Raw genomic sequence first — 15,670 nt, 5'->3', positions numbered from 1 at the left:
CCTCTTAAAGGTCTTCTCACGCCCCCAGGCGCGGCACCTTGTGGCTGCCCTTGGCAAGGCAGATGTTCTTGGTTTCCATGTAGAAATCGAAGGAGTAATCGCCGCCGTCGCGGCCGATGCCCGACGACTTCATGCCGCCGAACGGGGTCGGCAGATGGCGGACGTTTTCCGAGTTCAGCCAGATCATGCCAGCCTCCAGCTCGTCGGCGACACGCAGCGCGCGTTCCATGTCGCGGGTCCAGACATAACCGGTCAGGCCATAATTGACGTCGTTGGCGATGGCGATCGCCTCCTGCTCGTCCTTGAACGGCACGACGGTCAGATAGGGTCCGAAGATCTCCTCCTGGGCAACCCGCATGGCATTGGTCGCGCCGGTCACCAGGGTCGGCTCGACATAGAAGCCGCCGCCCGGGCCGGCGAACGGCTTGCCGCCGGCGGCAATGGTGGCACCGTCCTCGCGGGCGATGTCGAAATAGGAGCAGACCTTGGAATAATGCCGCTCGTGGATCAACGGGCCGATCTCGGTCGACGGGTCGAGCGGATGGCCGACCTTCAGCGCCCGGACCCGTTCGGCGATGCGGGCCGAGAACTCGGCGGCGATGCCCTCCTGGACCAGGAGACGGCTCGACGAGGTGCAGCGCTCGCCGTTCAGCGAATAGATCATGAAGATCGCGGCATCGAGCGCACGGTCCAGGTCGGCATCGTCGAAGACGATGACCGGGTTCTTGCCGCCGAGCTCGAAATGCACCCGCTTCAGCGTTGCCGAGCCCTGCGCCATGATCGCCGAGCCGGTCGAGCTCTCGCCGACGAAGCCGATCGCCTTGATCGCCGGGTGCTGGGTCAGCGCCTTGCCGGCATCCTCGCCAAATCCGTGAACGGTGTTGAGCACGCCCTCGGGCACACCGGCCTCGGCCAGCAGGCGCGGCAGCAGGTCGGCGGTCACCGGCGACCATTCCGCCGGCTTGTGGACGACCGTGCAGCCGGCGGCGAGCGCCGGCGCGATCTTCCAGGTCGACAGCATGAACGGCGTGTTCCATGGCGTGATGACACCGACCGGTCCGATCGGCACGCGGGTCGTGACGTTCCAGTGGTCCTTGGTCGGCAGGCTCAGGCCGTCGCGCGCCTGAGGCGCACGGTCGGCGAAGAAGCGGAAATTCTCGGCGCCGCGCACCGCCGCCTTGGCCATGAAGCGATGCGCCTGGCCGGTATCGACACATTCGAGCAGGGCGATGTCGTCGGCATGGGCCTCGATCACATCGGCGACCTTGTGGAGGATGGCCCGGCGCTTGTCGGGATCGAGGTTGCGCCAGGACTTGAAGGCCTTGGCGGCCGCCTGCGCCGCCTTGTCGATATCGGCGGCATCGCCACGGGCGACTTCGGCCAGCACGGAGCGGTCGATCGGCGAGGTCGTGGTGAAGGTCTTGCCGGAGTCGGAAGCGACCCGCTTGCCGGCAATGTGATGGCCGATGCCCTCGGCCTTCAGCCGGGCCAGCAGGGTTTCGGCACGCGCCCGGTGCGCGGCGAAGGCGGCCTTGGGATCGGCGACCGGAGCTGCCATGCGCGTTCCTCGCTTGAAATGTCTGAGATCAGGCGCTTTGCTTCAGCGCATCGTGAATGGAATTGCGCTTCCAGTTGAGCTCCGGATCGATTTCACGGATCTCGCAGGACAGGGCGACGGTGGTCTTTTCGAAGGCCGGATCGAGTGCCCTGGACAGCGCCTGGAAAACATGCGCGCCGGCGCGCTTCCTGGTCTCGAGATCGCGCCCGGTGCCGATCTTCAGCGTGGCATCGAGAAAGGCGTGCGCCGGGTTGCCGTCGGCAATGACGGCGTGGTCAGCCCGATGGGCGCGCACCCGGATGCCGCCGAGCGGGAAGACGCCGGTTTCGACCGCCGCCACCCGTACCGCCTCGATCAGTGCCTCGAAATCGACGAGGCCGTCGAGATTGGCCGAATATTCGATCACGACATGCGGCATGGCGCTCCTCCCGAGAGCAATCCCTTGTCGATATCATTAACGTGTTAAATTGTTTGCGACAAGCCCGCCGCAGGCGCATGAGACAAGCCCGCCGCAGGCGCATGAGGCAAGCCCGCCGCAGGCGCATGAGGCAAGCCCGCCGCAGGCGCATGAGGCAAGCCCGCCGCAGGCGCATGAGGCAAGCCCGCCGCAGGCGCATGAGGCAAGCCCGCCGCAGGCGCATGAGGCAAGCCCGCCGCAGGCGCATGAGGCAAGCCCGCCGCAGGCGCATGAGGCAAGCCCGCCGCAGGCGCATGAGGCAAGCCCGCCGCAGGCGCATGAGGCAAGCCCGCCGCAGGCGCATGAGGCAAGCCCGCCGCAGGCGCATGAGGCAAGCCCGCCGCAGGCGCATGAGGCAAGCCCGCCGCAGGCGCATGAGGCAAGCCCGCCGCAGGCGCATGAGGCAAGCCCGCCGCAGGCGCATGAGGCAAGCCCGCCGCAGGCGCATGCCCGTGCCGGCGTCAGCGCAGCAGGCCGGCCTCGCTGAGATAGCGGGCAACGCCAGGATGGATCATGTCCGGCCGCGGCGCCGCGGCAAAGGTGTTCTCGGCGCGGGTTTCCCTGGCCTGAGCGAGCCGCGTGGCGAGCCCGCGCTCGGCCGCGTGCAGCGCTTTGGCGAAACGGTAGGCGAGCGCCTCATCGAGATTGCCGCGCGCCAGGATGACGCTCCAGGATCCGACCGACGGCAAGGCCGCGGCGATGCCAGGATAGGCGCCGGCCGGCATGGCAAGCCGTTTCAGGAAAGCATGTTTGGCGACGATCCGGTCGATCTCCTGCGCGTCGGGCACGATGAAGCGCGCGGCTTTCGGCCCCTTGGCCACCGCCTCGAAACCGGGCCAGCCAATGCCGCCACCCCAGAGCGCCTGGGCCGCGCCATCGAGCACCATTGCCGGTCCGTCGCCGGCGCGATCGAGATAGACCGGGTCGAAATCCCGATCCGGATCGAGGCCGAGGCCGTCCAGGACATAACGCGCCAGCACGACCAGGCCTGAGCCACGGGCGCCGAAGACGACACGCTTGCCGACGAGATCGCGGATCGCGGCGACCGGCGTATCGCCGCGCGCGATGAACATGCCTGATGTCGGATACATGGCGGCGGCAACCTTCACGGCGGCCGCCGGCCGGCCGATTCCGGCCATGGCCTCATAGGCCACTTCGCCGGTGACCAGGCCGAGATCGATGCGCCCGGCTTCCAGCAGCGGCACGTTCTCGGTGCTGCCCCTGGTGTTGATCGTCTCGATGGCGAGACCCGCGTCCGCCTCGGCCACGGAGGCCTGCACCGCCGCCCCGAACAGCGGGAAGCCACCGCCCGGCGTCGCGGTGCCGAGCACCAGTTTCACCGGCGCCGTCTGGGCGCCGGCGCCGGCGGCCATCACGGCCGCCCCGAACGTGCCGAGAGTGAAGGCCCGGCGGGAGGTCGATCGGTCCTGCATGACGAAGCCTCTTCGGTTGAGCCCGGTCTTGGCTCAAAAGCCATAGAGCCTGGCCGGATTGTCGACGAGAATGGCATGGCGTTGGCTGACGTCCGGAACCCAATCGATGAGGGCGTCGAACAGTTCGGTATCGTTGGGCATGGCGATCTTGGCCGCCGGATGGGGCCAGTCCGTGCCCCAGAGGATCCGATCGGGCCTGGCGGCCACCAGCGCACGGGCGAAGGGCACGACGTCGGCATAGGGCGTTTCCGTCGCGCCGGTGATTCGATAGGGCCCGGTCAGTTTCACCCAGCAGCGGCCGCCGGCGACATGATCGACGAAACGCCGCCAGGCCGGATTGGCCAGCCCCTCGCGCGTCGGCATGTAGCCCATGTGCCCGATGACGCTGTCGACGGGCAGGCGCGTCAGTTTCGGCACCAGGTCCTCGAAGGCATGGACATGAACGAGGAATTCGACATGCCAGCCGAGGTCGGCGATGCGCTTGGCGACCGCCTCGAAATCGCTCCAGCGGTCGAAAGGCATGCCGCCCCTGTCGACCAGGTTGATCCGGATGCCGGTCGCCCCGGCCCTGGCGAAAGCCTTCAGTTCGGCGTCGGTGACGTCGCGGCCGACGGCCACCACCGCACGATAGCGCTGCGGGTCGGTTGCGACCACATCGAGGATCGCCTGGTTGTCGATGCCATAGACGCTCGGCTGGGTCAGCACGGCCCGCTCGATGCCGAGCACGGCATGGAGATGCTGATAGGCCGCCAGCAGCGCATCGGGCGGCGTATAACCGCGCCGCGGCGAATAGGCATAACGTTCGACCGGCCCGAAGACATGGGCGTGGGTATCGCAGGCCTGTCTCGGCGCAGCCCGTTTCGGCGGCCGCGGCGCCGGGTCATAACCGGCGCAGACGGGAATGTCGGCTTGGCTCATCACCTGGTCCATTGACGCTTTCGATTCACTGGGGCTCGACGCCGGCCGCCTTGATCACCGCGGCCCAGCGATCGACCTCGGCACGCACCAGGGTGCGCAGATAATCCGGCGTCTGTTCTTCCGGCTTCGGCGGCAGCGAGCCGATCTCCTGGATGCGCCGGCGCACGCCCTCGTCGGCAAGCGCTGCCATCAGCGCGCGCGACAGCACATCGAGCACCGGCTTGGGCGTGTCCTTCGGCGCGAAGACGGCGTTCCAGCCAGTGAACAGATATTGCGCCAGGCCGGCCTCGCGCGCGGTCGGCACGTCGGGCGTCACGGCCAGGCGCTCGGGCTGGGCGACCAGCAATCCGCGGATGGTGCCGGCCTGGATCTGCGGCACGACGGTTGGCGCCAGGTCGCACATGGCATCGATATGGCCGGCGACCAGGTCGTTCATCGCCGGCCCCGAGCCGCGATAGGGCGTGGCGAGCGTCTTCTCCTTGGTCAGATATTCCAGGAACAGGCAGCCGAGATGCGGGGTCGAGCCGACCCCGGCATGGCCTGACGTCACCTTGCCCGGATTGGCCCTGACATAGGCGAGGAACTCCTGGAAGGTGCGGGCCGGAAATTCACGGCGCACCACGACATAACCGGGTGTGCCGGCGATGACGCCGATCGGCTCCAACTCGCGCGGGTCATAGGGTATCGCCTTGTAGAGCGACGGCGCGGCGGCATGGCTGCCGAGGCTGCCGACGGTCAGCGTATAGCCGTCGGGCGCGGCCCGCGCGCCGCGGCCACCGCCGAGCGTACCACCTGCGCCGGCGGCATTTTCGATCACCACCGACTGGCCGAGCGTGCGGCCCATATGCTCGGCGACGATACGCGCCAGCACGTCGGTCGGACCGCCCGGCGCAAAGACCACGATCATGGTCACCGGACGGGACGGAAAGGTCTGGGTCCAGGCGGACCCGGCGGAGGCCAGAAGAACGACAAGGCCCGCGGCCAAGCGACGAAACGGCATATGTTCCCCCCGAAATGCAGATCCTGGCGGATGAACCGCCGCGATAAAGTCCCGTCCGCCGGCGGGATCCGCGCCCCGCCGGTCGGACCATGCCCGTCGCGGCGCACCCATGGCGCCGCCGCTCAGACGATCCTGATCGACAGGTCCGGCAGGCGTTCGATCTTGCAGAGAATGACATCGCCCTTGACCACCGGCCCGACATTCTCCGGCGTGCCGGAATAGATGATATCGCCGGCGAACAGTTCGTTGGCCGCCGAGAGCCTGGAGATCTGTTCGGCCACCGACCAGATCATATGTTTCAGCGTGGCGTTCTGCTTGACCTGGCCGTTGACGCTGAGCGAGATCGCGCCATCGGCGAAATGGCCGATCTCACTGGCCTGGTGAATCGGCCCGATCGGCGCGGAGCGGTCGAAGCTCTTGCCGATCTCCCACGGCTTCTTCTCGTCGCCCATGGCGCGCTGCAGGTCGCGCCGGGTCATGTCGAGGCCGACGGCATAACCGAAGACGTGGTCGAGCGCCTTGTCCATCGGAATGTCGCGGCCGCCGGATTTGAGCGCCGCCACCAGCTCGACCTCGTAGTGGTAGTTGCGGGTGAGCGTCGGATAGGGATGATCGACCAGACCGTTGGCTGGCACCAGCTGGATCGCGTCGGTCGGCTTCTGGAAGAAGAATGGTGGCTCGCGGTTCGGATCGGACCCCATCTCGCGGGCGTGCGCGGCGTAGTTGCGGCCGATGCAATAGATCCGCCGGACCGGGAAGACCTCGGCCGAACCGGCGATCGGTATGGTGGTGACCGCAACCGGGAAGACCGGCCGGGCGGCGGCAGCCCCTTGCGCGGCGGCCGGTGCGACCGCGCCCGGCCCGGCGGCGAGGCCGGCAGCGGCGACAGCGGAACCGGTGACGAATGTGCGGCGTGACGATGCCATGACACCTGCCTCCTCGGTGGCTTTGTCCGATGGCGGGCAGTCAATCACGACAATCGTTTGCGTTAAACCAATTCTTGAATTGGTGCAGCGCGCAACGATATTCTCGAATCCAAGGGCCATAGATTCCGCCACATGGTCTCACACCTGGCCATGGTTCGACCAATCTGATATTGGTTTAACGATTGCAGAATTGGGCGGCAGCCACGCGACCATGAGCCAAGCCACCGAACAGGGTACGCTCACCCAGTTGCGCGCCTATCTCGCGCAGAGCGAGATGGGGCCGCAGGGCCGACTGCCGCCCGAGCGAGATCTGGCCGCCGTGCTGGACGTCTCGCGCGCCGAACTGCGCAAGGCGCTGGCGGCGCTGGAGGCCGAAGGCCAGCTCTGGCGCCATGTCGGCAAGGGCACTTTCCTCGGCGAGCGGCCGCGCTCGGCCATGGACCATGTCGCGACGCTGGCGCGGATCACCAATCCGGTCGAGGTGATGCGGGCGCGGTTCGCCGTGGAACCGGAACTGGCGAGACTTGCCGCCCTTCATGCCAGCGCCGCCGATATCGACGAACTCGCAGGTTTCATCGCGGCCAGCCGCGCCGCCCATTCCTGGCGGCAATATGAACTCGCCGATGCCCGCTTCCACCGGCAGATCGCCGAAGCCGCCGGTAATGCCGTGCTGCTGGCAGTCTATGACCTGATCAGCGATGTCAGACGTGCCGTCACCTGGACCAGACTCAGGCCGCGGGTCGAGGGCCCTGCCCCGGACCACCATTCCTTTGCCGAGCATGACGCGCTGCTGGCGGCCATCGCGGCGCGGCAGCCACAGGAGGCGGCCAGGGCCATGCAGGCGCATCTGGCCAATGTCGAGCGGCAGTTGAGCGGCGGCTGAGCCATCGGCCGGCAGGCGTCAGGGCCAGCGCACCAGAGGCGGCATGGAGGACAGGATGCTCTCGACATTGCCGCCGGTCTTCAGCCCGAAAATGGTGCCGCGATCGTAGAGCAGGTTGAACTCGACATAGCGGCCACGCCGGACCAGTTGTTCCTGGCGGTCGGCTTCGGTCCAAGGCATCGCAAAATTCACCCTGACCAGTTCGGGATAGATTTTCAGGAAGGCGCTGCCGACATCCCGGGTGAAGGCGAAATCGGCGTCGCGGTCGCCGGAATCCAGATAGTCGAAAAAGATGCCGCCGGTGCCACGTGGCTCGTTGCGGTGCTTGAGGTGGAAATAGTCGTCGCACCAGGCCTTGTAGCGGGCATAGTCGGCCACCGGATGGGGGGCGCAGGCCGTTTCCAGTGCCGCATGGAAGGCCATCGTATCCGGATCCTGCTGGTTGCGCCGGCGGTCGAGCACCGGCGTCAGGTCGGCGCCGCCGCCAAACCAGGCGCGGGTGGTCGCCACCATGCGGGTGTTCATATGCACCGCCGGGACGTTCGGATTGCGCGGATGGGCGATCAGCGAAATGCCCGAGGCCCAGAATCGCGGGTCTTCCGAGGCGCCGGGAATCTGGCCGCGAAACTCCGGCGCGAATTCGCCGTGCACGGTCGAAACGTGAACGCCGACCTTTTCGAACACCCGGCCGGTCATCATGGCCATGACGCCACCGCCACCCGCCTTGCCCGAGTGGTCGGTGCGGTCCCATGGCTTCCTGACGAAACGGCCCGGCGCCAGGTCCGCCTCAGCGGCCTCCACCGGCAGGTCATCCTCGATGGCTTCGAAAGCCGCGGTAATGTCGTCGCGCAAGGCCTCGAACCAGGCTTTCGAGCGGGCCTTGCGGTCTTCGAGGTCGGCGGGCAAGGGCGAGGGATCAGGGCGTGCGTGGTTCATGCCGGGGGTCTAATCCCGGGGCGCCTGATCTTCAAGAGCGAGGGGAAGATCTCGCGGCCGGCGCACCTGCCCGCATGGGAGAGGCGCGCCGGAGAGGTTGCCTGGTGGCCTCAGTGCCGGTGCCCGCCGGCCGGGGCGGCAGCGCCCGCCGGGCCGCCGGCGCCGATGCCGCCGACGCGGAATTCGACCTCGATGGTCCCGGCCCTCTCGAAAGTCAGGACCGCCTTGAAGGTTTCGCCTTCGGCCAAGGCCCGATGCAGGCCAATGAACATCATGTGATAGCCGCCGGGGCGCAGCTCGACCGTCTTGCCCGGTTCGATGACGAGGCCCTCGGCGAGCTTGCGCATGCTCATGACGCCATTGGCGGTGCTCATCTCGTGGACCTCCAGGCGATCGGAGACGCTGGTGCTGCCGCCGATCAGCCGGTCCGGCGTCGTGCCTGTGTTGGTGACCCTGAGATAGCCGGCGCCGACGCGCACCGCGCCGGGCGTGGCGCGCGACCAGGGCGCCTCGATGCGCAGCCCCGCCCGCTCGAACACCGGTGCCGCCGGGCCGCCCGCCGCCGCCAGTACGCGCAAGGCCGGTGCCGGTTTGCGCAGGTCCGCCGCCGCACGCCCGGTGCTCGGCGTCTCGATCCAGCGCTCCTCGCCATTGGCGCAGGTCTGGATCACCGGGAAATAGAGCGTGGTACCGTCGGCGACCGCCGGATCGACCTGCCCGACGAAAACGAACTCGTCGAAGAATTCATTGGGCAGCGAGCCACCCGACCACAGGATTTCGCTGACGCCCTCACGGATCTCGCGGCCGTGCGAAGCATAGGCCTTGGCGTAAGGCTTGACCGTCGTGGCAACCGTCCAGCCCGGTTTCGGCACCGGCTTGACCGAGAAAACGCCCTCGGGGATCTGCACCCGGATGGCGGTCGTCGCCTCGCGGCCGCAGCCATGGGGCACGGCGAGAATTCCGCGATAGGCGGTGCCGGCCGCCACTTCGCGGCGCTCGAGCGTGACATGCGCCTCGGCAGCGGTAGCCAGGCCGAGCCAGCCGAGGCCGATCAACGCAAAGGCTCTCAGCGTGCCGGTGGAGACTAGAGAGATCGTCATGGAGTTATCCTCTTCAACGAAGCGGGACATTGATCGGCGGGCGAGCCTGGCGAGGCTTCGACCAGATGTGGCGAGCAAGTCGGAAACGGCAAGCCGGGCGACGGTGTTACCGCTGCAGCGGATCGGACGTCCGGCCGGTTCTGCGCATCGCATCGGTTGGTCTCCCGTGATTGAGGCCCGACGGGCCCGCGGGCAGGACGAGGCCCGCACTCTCAGAACTGGTAGCGCACCCCGCCATAGATGCTGCGGCCGGTGCCGGGATAAAAAGTGGCTGTGCTTGCGGCGTTGTATTGCACCACCGGGCCGAAATCGCTGACGTAGCGCTTGTCGGTCAGGTTGCGCAGGTCGAGGAACAGGCTGGCGCCATTGGCGAGCTTGGCGGTGGCCTGCAGGCCGAGCAGGGCATAACCGGCGACTTTGAAGGTGTTGCGATAATCGACAAAGGCGCCCTCGGGCACGATGTCGAGCGTCGGGGTGACGGTGAAGCCTGCCGGGTGGCTATAGGTCAGCGATGTGCGCAGCACATGCTGCGGCACCCCGGGAATGCGGTTGTTGCCATAGACCGGATCGTTGGCGAAGCGGAAATCCGAATAGTTCCAGATCTGGCGGAGCGTCAGCTTGTCGTCATTGCCGGTCAGGTTGCGCACCAGATCGACGCTGGCGCCGAACTCAATGCCCTGCAGAAGCGTGTGGGGGGCGTTGAAGGTCGAAGCCGGAATGTTGGAGCCGGTGTTGAACTGCAACATCTGATTGCGGACGTCGGAGCGATAGGCGGTGACGTCCCAGGAGAAACGGTCGTAGCGGCCGCGCGTGCCGATTTCGAAGGTCCAGGCGTTCTGCGCCTTCAGCGGCACGAAGGCACCGGGCGTACTGGTCTGCTGGGTCAGGTCGGTGAAATCGGGAACGTCGGCGCTGCGGGTGACATTGGTGAAGACCTGGACGTCCCTGACCGGTTCCCAGAGCAGGCCGACGCGCGGATTGACGCCGCCATAGGTAACGCTGTCGTTGTAGCGCAGCGGCATGGCGGTGTTCAGATTGGTGGTCGCTTCATAACGCCGTTCCGACGAGAAGGCCTTGGCGCCAAAGGTCAAGGCGAACTGCGGCAGGACAAAGAAGCGGTTCTCGAACCAGGTCTCGTAATTGGACGAGACCTGCCGGCCGTTGACGGTCATCGCCCCGCGTGTGCCGCCGACATTGAGGAACTGCTGGACCGCATTGTTGCCGGCGAAAATGCGCGCGCCGACCACCAGATCATTGCGGAAGCCGCCGAGATCGAACGAGCCGGTGAAGCGCGGCGAGATGCCATAGGTCCAGCCATCCTGGTCGAGCACCTGGAAGATCGGGTGGTTGAGGTGCTTGTGGACGGCCCAGCTGGTGATGTCGATCTGGCCGACGTCGAGCCGGATCGTGGTGACATTGGCAAGCCGCTGGACATAGGTGTTGCGCGCCTGGTTGCCCGACAGCGCGCCGGCATTGGCCATGCGCGGATTGTTGATGGCCTGGCCATAGGTCAGCGAGCCGGGCAATCTCACATCGGTATAGTAGGCGCCGAAATAGAACCGCGTCTCTACCCGGTCCGAAAAGCGATAGCCGATATTGGCGTTGAGATGGCCGAGATTCTGCTGTTCGTGCTGACGCCAGCCGTCGGAATGGGTGAAGGTGCCACTGACGGCAAAATCCCAGGGGCCGACCACCCGCGACATCTCGCCATGCGCCCGCACCGTGCCAAAACTGCCGCCGTCGATGCGGAAGCTGTTCGGCGCGGTTGCGGTATAGGCTGACGGCGTGACGAAATTGATCGCACCGCCAAGCGTCGAGGCGCCGAACGGCAAGGCATTGCCGCCGCGGAACACTTCGACCGCGCGCAGCGCCAAGGGGTCGATCTGGTAGAAATCACCGGAACCGTCGGCGAGGTTGGTCGGCACGCCGTCCTGGAGGATCTCGACGCCGCGGGTGTGGAAGGCCCGCGCGATGCCCGAGCCGCGGATCGACAGGCGCACCTCCTGGCTGTAGCGGTTCTGCACGAAGACGCCGGGCGTCTCGTTCAGCGCGTCCCGGATGGTGGTGGCATAGGTGTTCTTGTAGCTCTCGGCGTCGACGAAACCGACCGAGCCGGCCGTCTGGTTCAACTGCCGCCGCTGCTCGGTTATGCCGGGCACGGTGAGCGACCCTTCGGTACGGGCGGCGTCGACGTTGATGACCGGCAACTCGATGCTGCCGGCGGCGCTTTGCGCGAAAGCCTGGGGCGAATGGAAAAGGGCGATGGCGGCTATGGCCGCCCTGGAAGACCTGGACATGGGGTGAACTGTTCGGCGCTGGATCGGATCACGGGCGCTCGGGCGGCTAGCCGGACGAGCGCGACGAATGGGTGATCAGGCGACGACAGGTGGGGCGCGGGGCGGTCTGGAGCCGGTCCAGCCAATGAAGGCATAGGCCGGCAGGATCGGATCATAGGAACGTGCCGGCGCGCGGGCCGCGACCGGTTCGGCAACATCGGTCACCATCGCATCGGCGATCGCGACCGAGGCCGGCACGGCGGTAGCGCAGAGCACGCAATGCTGGAACTGATGAACCTGCTTGCCGCCATCAGGACCATCGCCCGGCACCAAGCTCATGCCGTCCATGGTGCAGATGATGACGAGCCCGGCCTGATTGGCCTCGAGCGCATGGGCCGTCCGGTTGATGGCGCCGAGGAAGCCGGTCGCCGCGATCACATAAGCCAGCACCGCAACAAGCATGTTGCGGCCGGCCCGACAGTGATCGCCCCGAAGAAAACCCATGTTCCGACGAGTAACGCCGCAGGCGCGGCGGTGTCAATTGCCGGGCGAGGCAATGCAAAGGCCATCGCCGCCGGCGCATTGTCGCAGCTATAATGGTCTTCCCCTGAGGTCCGAGACAGGAGCCGTCACCCATGCGCGCGAAACAGGGTACCGTCGTGTCGATCAAGCCGAAGCGGCCGCCGGCCGCCGGATCGGGTATCGCGCGCCTGTCGCCGCGCCTGCGTATCGTCTTCGGCGAGGCCATGCGGCTCGGACCGGGCAAGATCGACCTGCTGGAAGCGATCGGGCGAACCGGCTCGATCTCGGCGGCCGGCCGCGAGCTCGGCATGTCCTACCGGCGCGCCTGGGTTCTGGTCGATGCCGTCAACAAGATGTTCACCCGCGCCGTGGTCACCGCGGCGGCCGGCGGATCGCAGGGCGGCGGCGCCCAGCTGACCGAATTTGGCCTCGCGCTGGTGACCGCCTATCGCCGGGTCGAGGCAAGGACGCTTGCCGCGATCCAGGAGGAACTGGCGCCGTTCGATCGGGATATTGCCCAGGACTGATTCGGGCAGGCCATGCCGCTGGCGTCAGGCCAGGATATTGATCACGGGAACGGCCACGGCGGCATCCGCCCCGGCCTCGGCTTCGCCGGCCGCGCCGACCGCCTCGGTTCCAGCAGCGGTTTCGGCGATGCGCATGGTTTCGGCGAGTTTGTCGACCTCCGCCATCATGGCCTGCCTGGCATTCTCGGCCTCGCGCGCATCGGGATCGTTGGCATTGCGGGCCCGAAGCTTGCGCACGGCCTCTTCGATCAGCCGTTTGGCTTCGTCGGCCGCCTGCTTGAACTTGTCGAGAGCCTCGCGCTCGGTTTCGTTCGAGGCCGACTTCTGGGCCAGCTTCGCCGCCGCATCCTGATAGGCCTTGGCTGCCTGCTCGCGGATCGTCGTCTTGTCGCCGGTCGCATTGCCGGCGGCGTTTTTCTCCTGCTGGCCCTGGCCGACCTGGGCGCCCTCGGCCGCTTTCGCGGCTGCAGACTGGGTTTCGACGCCGGCCTTCGGATCGGTGGCGGCGGCCTGCGCGTCGCCGGTCTTCGCCGCTCCGGCCTCGGCGGGCGCGGACGGTGCTTCCGAAGCCGCGGCTCCACTGACTGGCGGCGCGGCGCCGGCCTGGACGGCGGCGCCATATTCCCTGGCAGCTTCCCGGATCTCCTGGGCGATCTGTTTGGCTTGCCGCGCGATCGTCTTCGGGTCGCCGCCCATCATGCGCAGCATCTGCAGCTTCTTGCGTGCCAGCTCCAGTTTCTGCTGGGCGGCGGCCTTGCGCTCGCCGACCGCCGACGTCCGGACCTGGTCGAGCTTGGCGAGCACGTCGCGCGCCGATTTCTGCGCTTCCGACAATGCCTTCGATGCGCCGAACAAGGACGATGTGCCGGCCTGCTTGTCGGCCTCCGCCGATCCCAGCAGCAGCACCGACGCAGGCTGGCCGGCCGTGGCCGCCTGGGTCGCCGCGGCCTTGGAGCCGGCGGCCGCAGCCGACGACGCCTGGCTGAACGTCGCGGTGTAAAAGCTCTTCGAAATGATGCTTGTCACGGCCTGCGGCCTTCCACACCGACAGGATGAGTCGGTTCATGCCGACCATCTGAGCGTGTGAGGATTGAGGATCGGTTAACCATGATCGACGTGGAACGAGCGGCAGCCATGCGGCAAGCCGGCGGTCAATCCGCCCGTGCCGCGTGGCCACCGATCAATTTCAGGCCCGGGACGCCGCGCTCGTCGATCCCCACCGCCTTGACCAGGGCGGTGACTTCGTCGCCGACATCGAGGCCGAGGTCGTCCATCGCCAGCCGCGTCGCATAGGCGATCAGCCGCTCACCGCCGACAAGTTCGATGGTGGCGAGCGCAAAGGGACCGTCATCGACCTCCATCTTGACGATCCGCCCGGCCAGCATGGTGCGCACGCTGATCTGGCCGGGCCGGCCGACCGCAAGGGTGACATTGGTGGCCCGGACCGTGACGCGCACCGGTGCCGATGTCGGCTCGATCAGGCCGGGCACGGTGATCTCGCCGGCCGGGTGGCCAAGCACCGTGACGCCGAAATCGCGCAACTGGCGCAGCACCGTTCCGGTGACGAAGGAGACGGCGTCGAAACGTGCGGCCGTGTCGGCGAGCGAGGTCGGCGTCAGCACGTCGATCGCAGCTCCAGCGCCAACGACCCGGCCGCGATCGAGCTTGATGACCTTCGAGGCGAGCCGGGCGACCTCTTCGACCGCATGGCTGACATAGACGATGGGAATGGCGAATTCGTCGCGCAGCCGTTCGATGAAGGGCAGGATTTCCAGCTTGCGCGCGGCGTCGAGGGAGGCGAGCGGCTCGTCCATCAGCAGCAGCCGCGGCGAGGTCAGCAGCGCCCGGCCGATCGCCACCCGCTGGCGCTCGCCGCCCGACAAGGTGCCCGGCCGGCGGTCGAGCAGGTGGCCGATGCCAAGCACCTCGACCACCGGTTCCAGGCCGATCCTGCGCTCCGCCCTGGCGGTGAACCAGCGGCCATAGGTGAGGTTCGACCTGACCGACAGATGCGGGAACAGCAAGGCGTCCTGGAACACCAGGCCGATGCGGCGGGCGTGCGGCGGCATGACCACACCCGCGGCCGTGTCGACCAGCACGGTGCCGTCGACGACGATGCGCCCGGCGGTCGGCCGTTCCAGGCCGGCGATCAGGCGGATGGCCGTCGACTTGCCGGAGCCCGAGGGGCCGAACAGGGCGGTGATGCCGCGGTCGCCCTCGAAGGCCGCCGCAAACTGGAAATCGGAACGGTCGAGCCGGCAATCGAAAGCGATCATGTGCCCGCCATTCCCATCCCGACCATATCGCCTAGTCCCTCACGATCGAGAAGCCCTCGGCCTCGAAGATCCTGATCGCGGCGGGAGAACGCAAGTAGGTCATGAAGGCGCCAGCATCGGGATGGGCGGAGGACGCCGTCAGGGCAAAGGGATAGAGCACCGGCGGATGGCTGCCGGCGGGAAAGGTGTCGACCACCTTCACCCGCGCTTCGGTCCTGGCATCGGTTGCATAGACGATGCCGAAACGGGCCTCGCCGCGGGCGACCAGCGCCAGCGCCGCCCGGACATTGTCGGCGCCGGCAATGCGCGGCTGAACCTCGTTCCAGACGCCGAGCGCGGTCAGCGCCGCCTGGGCATAACGCCCGACCGGCACGGCGCGCGGGTCGCCGGTGGCGAGGCGCGAATCGCCGATCGCGGCGGCGAGCGGAAAGCCCGGCTGGATCTTCAGGTCGGTCGCCAGGCTCGCCGGCGCGATCAGCACCAGCGTGTTGGCCAGCAGCGTCTGGCGGCTGCCGGGTCGGATCAGGTTGCGCTGCTGGACCCAGTCCATCCACTCCAGGTCGGCGGAGGCGAACAGGTCGGCCGGCGCGCCCTGCTCCATCTGCCGGGCCAGCGCCGAGGAGGCGGCATAAGAAAAGGTCGCGCGCTTGCCGGTCTCTTTCTGCCATTCCGCGGCGATACCGTTGAGCGCGGTCTGCAAGCTGGCGGCGGCAAAGACCAGGACCGGGCGCGTCTCCTGGGCTGACGCCGGACGGGCACCGGAGAGGGCAAAGACGGCAAGCAAGGCAAGGACGGCGCGGCGGCCAGGGACGAACGGCATGAAGGGCTCCATCGGTGATCCACGCTATAGCTATCGGA

Annotated in this window: 15 protein-coding genes; 2 read left to right on the top strand and 13 right to left on the bottom strand. The window is 67.5% G+C overall.

Annotation, left to right across the window (positions count from 1 at the left end; translation table 11 throughout):
* Positions 1–16: 16 nt before the first annotated feature.
* The 6 genes from hpaE to E8M01_RS20440 all read right to left on the bottom strand — a co-directional run bounded on the left by hpaE (position 17) and on the right by E8M01_RS20440 (position 6,292).
* Complete coding sequence (gene hpaE / locus E8M01_RS20470) at positions 17–1,558, bottom strand: 5-carboxymethyl-2-hydroxymuconate semialdehyde dehydrogenase (RefSeq protein WP_136961831.1); 1,542 nt, start codon at positions 1,556–1,558, stop codon at positions 17–19.
* A gap of 28 nt (positions 1,559–1,586) precedes the next feature.
* Positions 1,587–1,976, bottom strand: a complete 390-nt coding sequence (locus tag E8M01_RS20465; protein ID WP_136961830.1) for a 5-carboxymethyl-2-hydroxymuconate Delta-isomerase — start codon at positions 1,974–1,976, stop codon at positions 1,587–1,589.
* 500 nt (positions 1,977–2,476) lie between these two features.
* Complete coding sequence (locus E8M01_RS20455; protein WP_136961828.1) at positions 2,477–3,448, bottom strand: TAXI family TRAP transporter solute-binding subunit; 972 nt, start codon at positions 3,446–3,448, stop codon at positions 2,477–2,479.
* Positions 3,449–3,481: 33 nt separating this feature from the next.
* The gene (locus E8M01_RS20450) at positions 3,482–4,366 is read right to left on the bottom strand and encodes an amidohydrolase family protein (RefSeq protein ID WP_170181994.1); all 885 of its coding nucleotides are present in this window, start codon (positions 4,364–4,366) and stop codon (positions 3,482–3,484) included.
* A gap of 25 nt (positions 4,367–4,391) precedes the next feature.
* Entirely contained in the window at positions 4,392–5,366 is a 975-nt protein-coding gene (locus tag E8M01_RS20445) for a tripartite tricarboxylate transporter substrate-binding protein (RefSeq protein ID WP_136961826.1), read from the bottom strand.
* Positions 5,367–5,488: 122 nt separating this feature from the next.
* Positions 5,489–6,292 carry a fumarylacetoacetate hydrolase family protein gene (locus E8M01_RS20440; RefSeq protein ID WP_136961825.1) on the bottom strand — a complete coding sequence of 268 codons (804 nt, stop codon included), beginning with the start codon at positions 6,290–6,292 and terminating at the stop codon, positions 5,489–5,491.
* 211 nt (positions 6,293–6,503) lie between these two features.
* Between E8M01_RS20440 and E8M01_RS20435 the strand changes: the two genes are divergently transcribed.
* Positions 6,504–7,175, top strand: a complete 672-nt coding sequence (locus E8M01_RS20435; RefSeq protein ID WP_136961824.1) for a FadR/GntR family transcriptional regulator — start codon at positions 6,504–6,506, stop codon at positions 7,173–7,175.
* An 18-nt stretch (positions 7,176–7,193) separates the two neighbouring features.
* On the opposite strand, the gene hemF is transcribed toward E8M01_RS20435, so the two are convergent.
* The 4 genes from hemF to E8M01_RS20415 all read right to left on the bottom strand — a co-directional run bounded on the left by hemF (position 7,194) and on the right by E8M01_RS20415 (position 11,949).
* Complete coding sequence (gene hemF, locus E8M01_RS20430) at positions 7,194–8,111, bottom strand: oxygen-dependent coproporphyrinogen oxidase (RefSeq protein WP_136961823.1); 918 nt, start codon at positions 8,109–8,111, stop codon at positions 7,194–7,196.
* 110 nt (positions 8,112–8,221) lie between these two features.
* Positions 8,222–9,211 (bottom strand): DUF1775 domain-containing protein, encoded by a 990-nt coding sequence (locus E8M01_RS20425; protein WP_136961822.1) that lies wholly within the window; start codon positions 9,209–9,211, stop codon positions 8,222–8,224.
* Between the two features lie 212 nt (positions 9,212–9,423).
* Positions 9,424–11,508: a TonB-dependent receptor family protein gene (locus tag E8M01_RS20420; RefSeq protein WP_136961821.1), complete on the bottom strand. Its 2,085-nt coding sequence runs from the start codon at positions 11,506–11,508 to the stop codon at positions 9,424–9,426.
* 75 nt (positions 11,509–11,583) lie between these two features.
* Positions 11,584–11,949 carry a DUF2946 family protein gene (locus E8M01_RS20415; RefSeq protein WP_170181993.1) on the bottom strand — a complete coding sequence of 122 codons (366 nt, stop codon included), beginning with the start codon at positions 11,947–11,949 and terminating at the stop codon, positions 11,584–11,586.
* A gap of 173 nt (positions 11,950–12,122) precedes the next feature.
* Between E8M01_RS20415 and E8M01_RS20410 the strand changes: the two genes are divergently transcribed.
* Complete coding sequence (locus tag E8M01_RS20410; RefSeq protein ID WP_136961819.1) at positions 12,123–12,536, top strand: winged helix-turn-helix domain-containing protein; 414 nt, start codon at positions 12,123–12,125, stop codon at positions 12,534–12,536.
* A gap of 24 nt (positions 12,537–12,560) precedes the next feature.
* On the opposite strand, the gene E8M01_RS20405 is transcribed toward E8M01_RS20410, so the two are convergent.
* The 3 genes from E8M01_RS20405 to modA form a co-directional block, all read right to left on the bottom strand.
* Positions 12,561–13,562, bottom strand: a complete 1,002-nt coding sequence (locus E8M01_RS20405; protein ID WP_136961818.1) for a hypothetical protein — start codon at positions 13,560–13,562, stop codon at positions 12,561–12,563.
* A gap of 125 nt (positions 13,563–13,687) precedes the next feature.
* Positions 13,688–14,812, bottom strand: a complete 1,125-nt coding sequence (gene modC, locus E8M01_RS20400; protein ID WP_136961817.1) for a molybdenum ABC transporter ATP-binding protein — start codon at positions 14,810–14,812, stop codon at positions 13,688–13,690.
* Positions 14,813–14,843: 31 nt separating this feature from the next.
* Positions 14,844–15,632 carry a molybdate ABC transporter substrate-binding protein gene (modA, locus tag E8M01_RS20395; protein WP_136961816.1) on the bottom strand — a complete coding sequence of 263 codons (789 nt, stop codon included), beginning with the start codon at positions 15,630–15,632 and terminating at the stop codon, positions 14,844–14,846.
* Positions 15,633–15,670 lie beyond the last annotated feature (38 nt).

The organism is Phreatobacter stygius, from assembly GCF_005144885.1.
Classification (GTDB): domain Bacteria; phylum Pseudomonadota; class Alphaproteobacteria; order Rhizobiales; family Phreatobacteraceae; genus Phreatobacter; species Phreatobacter stygius.
Note: the sequence above shows the minus strand (reverse complement) of the source record. Positions and strands in the feature narration are given on the sequence as shown.

Coding starts and splice junctions, on each gene's coding strand:
- modC (WP_136961817.1), bottom strand. CDS start 14,812: ATGATCGCTTTCGATTGCCGGCTCGACCGTTCCGATTTCCAGTTTGCG.
- modA (WP_136961816.1), bottom strand. CDS start 15,632: ATGCCGTTCGTCCCTGGCCGCCGCGCCGTCCTTGCCTTGCTTGCCGTC.
- hemF (WP_136961823.1), bottom strand. CDS start 8,111: ATGAACCACGCACGCCCTGATCCCTCGCCCTTGCCCGCCGACCTCGAA.
- E8M01_RS20420 (WP_136961821.1), bottom strand. CDS start 11,508: ATGTCCAGGTCTTCCAGGGCGGCCATAGCCGCCATCGCCCTTTTCCAT.
- E8M01_RS20445 (WP_136961826.1), bottom strand. CDS start 5,366: ATGCCGTTTCGTCGCTTGGCCGCGGGCCTTGTCGTTCTTCTGGCCTCC.
- E8M01_RS20435 (WP_136961824.1), top strand. CDS start 6,504: ATGAGCCAAGCCACCGAACAGGGTACGCTCACCCAGTTGCGCGCCTAT.
- E8M01_RS20450 (WP_170181994.1), bottom strand. CDS start 4,366: ATGAGCCAAGCCGACATTCCCGTCTGCGCCGGTTATGACCCGGCGCCG.
- E8M01_RS20465 (WP_136961830.1), bottom strand. CDS start 1,976: ATGCCGCATGTCGTGATCGAATATTCGGCCAATCTCGACGGCCTCGTC.
- E8M01_RS20455 (WP_136961828.1), bottom strand. CDS start 3,448: ATGCAGGACCGATCGACCTCCCGCCGGGCCTTCACTCTCGGCACGTTC.
- E8M01_RS20425 (WP_136961822.1), bottom strand. CDS start 9,211: ATGACGATCTCTCTAGTCTCCACCGGCACGCTGAGAGCCTTTGCGTTG.
- E8M01_RS20440 (WP_136961825.1), bottom strand. CDS start 6,292: ATGGCATCGTCACGCCGCACATTCGTCACCGGTTCCGCTGTCGCCGCT.
- E8M01_RS20410 (WP_136961819.1), top strand. CDS start 12,123: ATGCGCGCGAAACAGGGTACCGTCGTGTCGATCAAGCCGAAGCGGCCG.
- E8M01_RS20415 (WP_170181993.1), bottom strand. CDS start 11,949: ATGCTTGTTGCGGTGCTGGCTTATGTGATCGCGGCGACCGGCTTCCTC.
- hpaE (WP_136961831.1), bottom strand. CDS start 1,558: ATGGCAGCTCCGGTCGCCGATCCCAAGGCCGCCTTCGCCGCGCACCGG.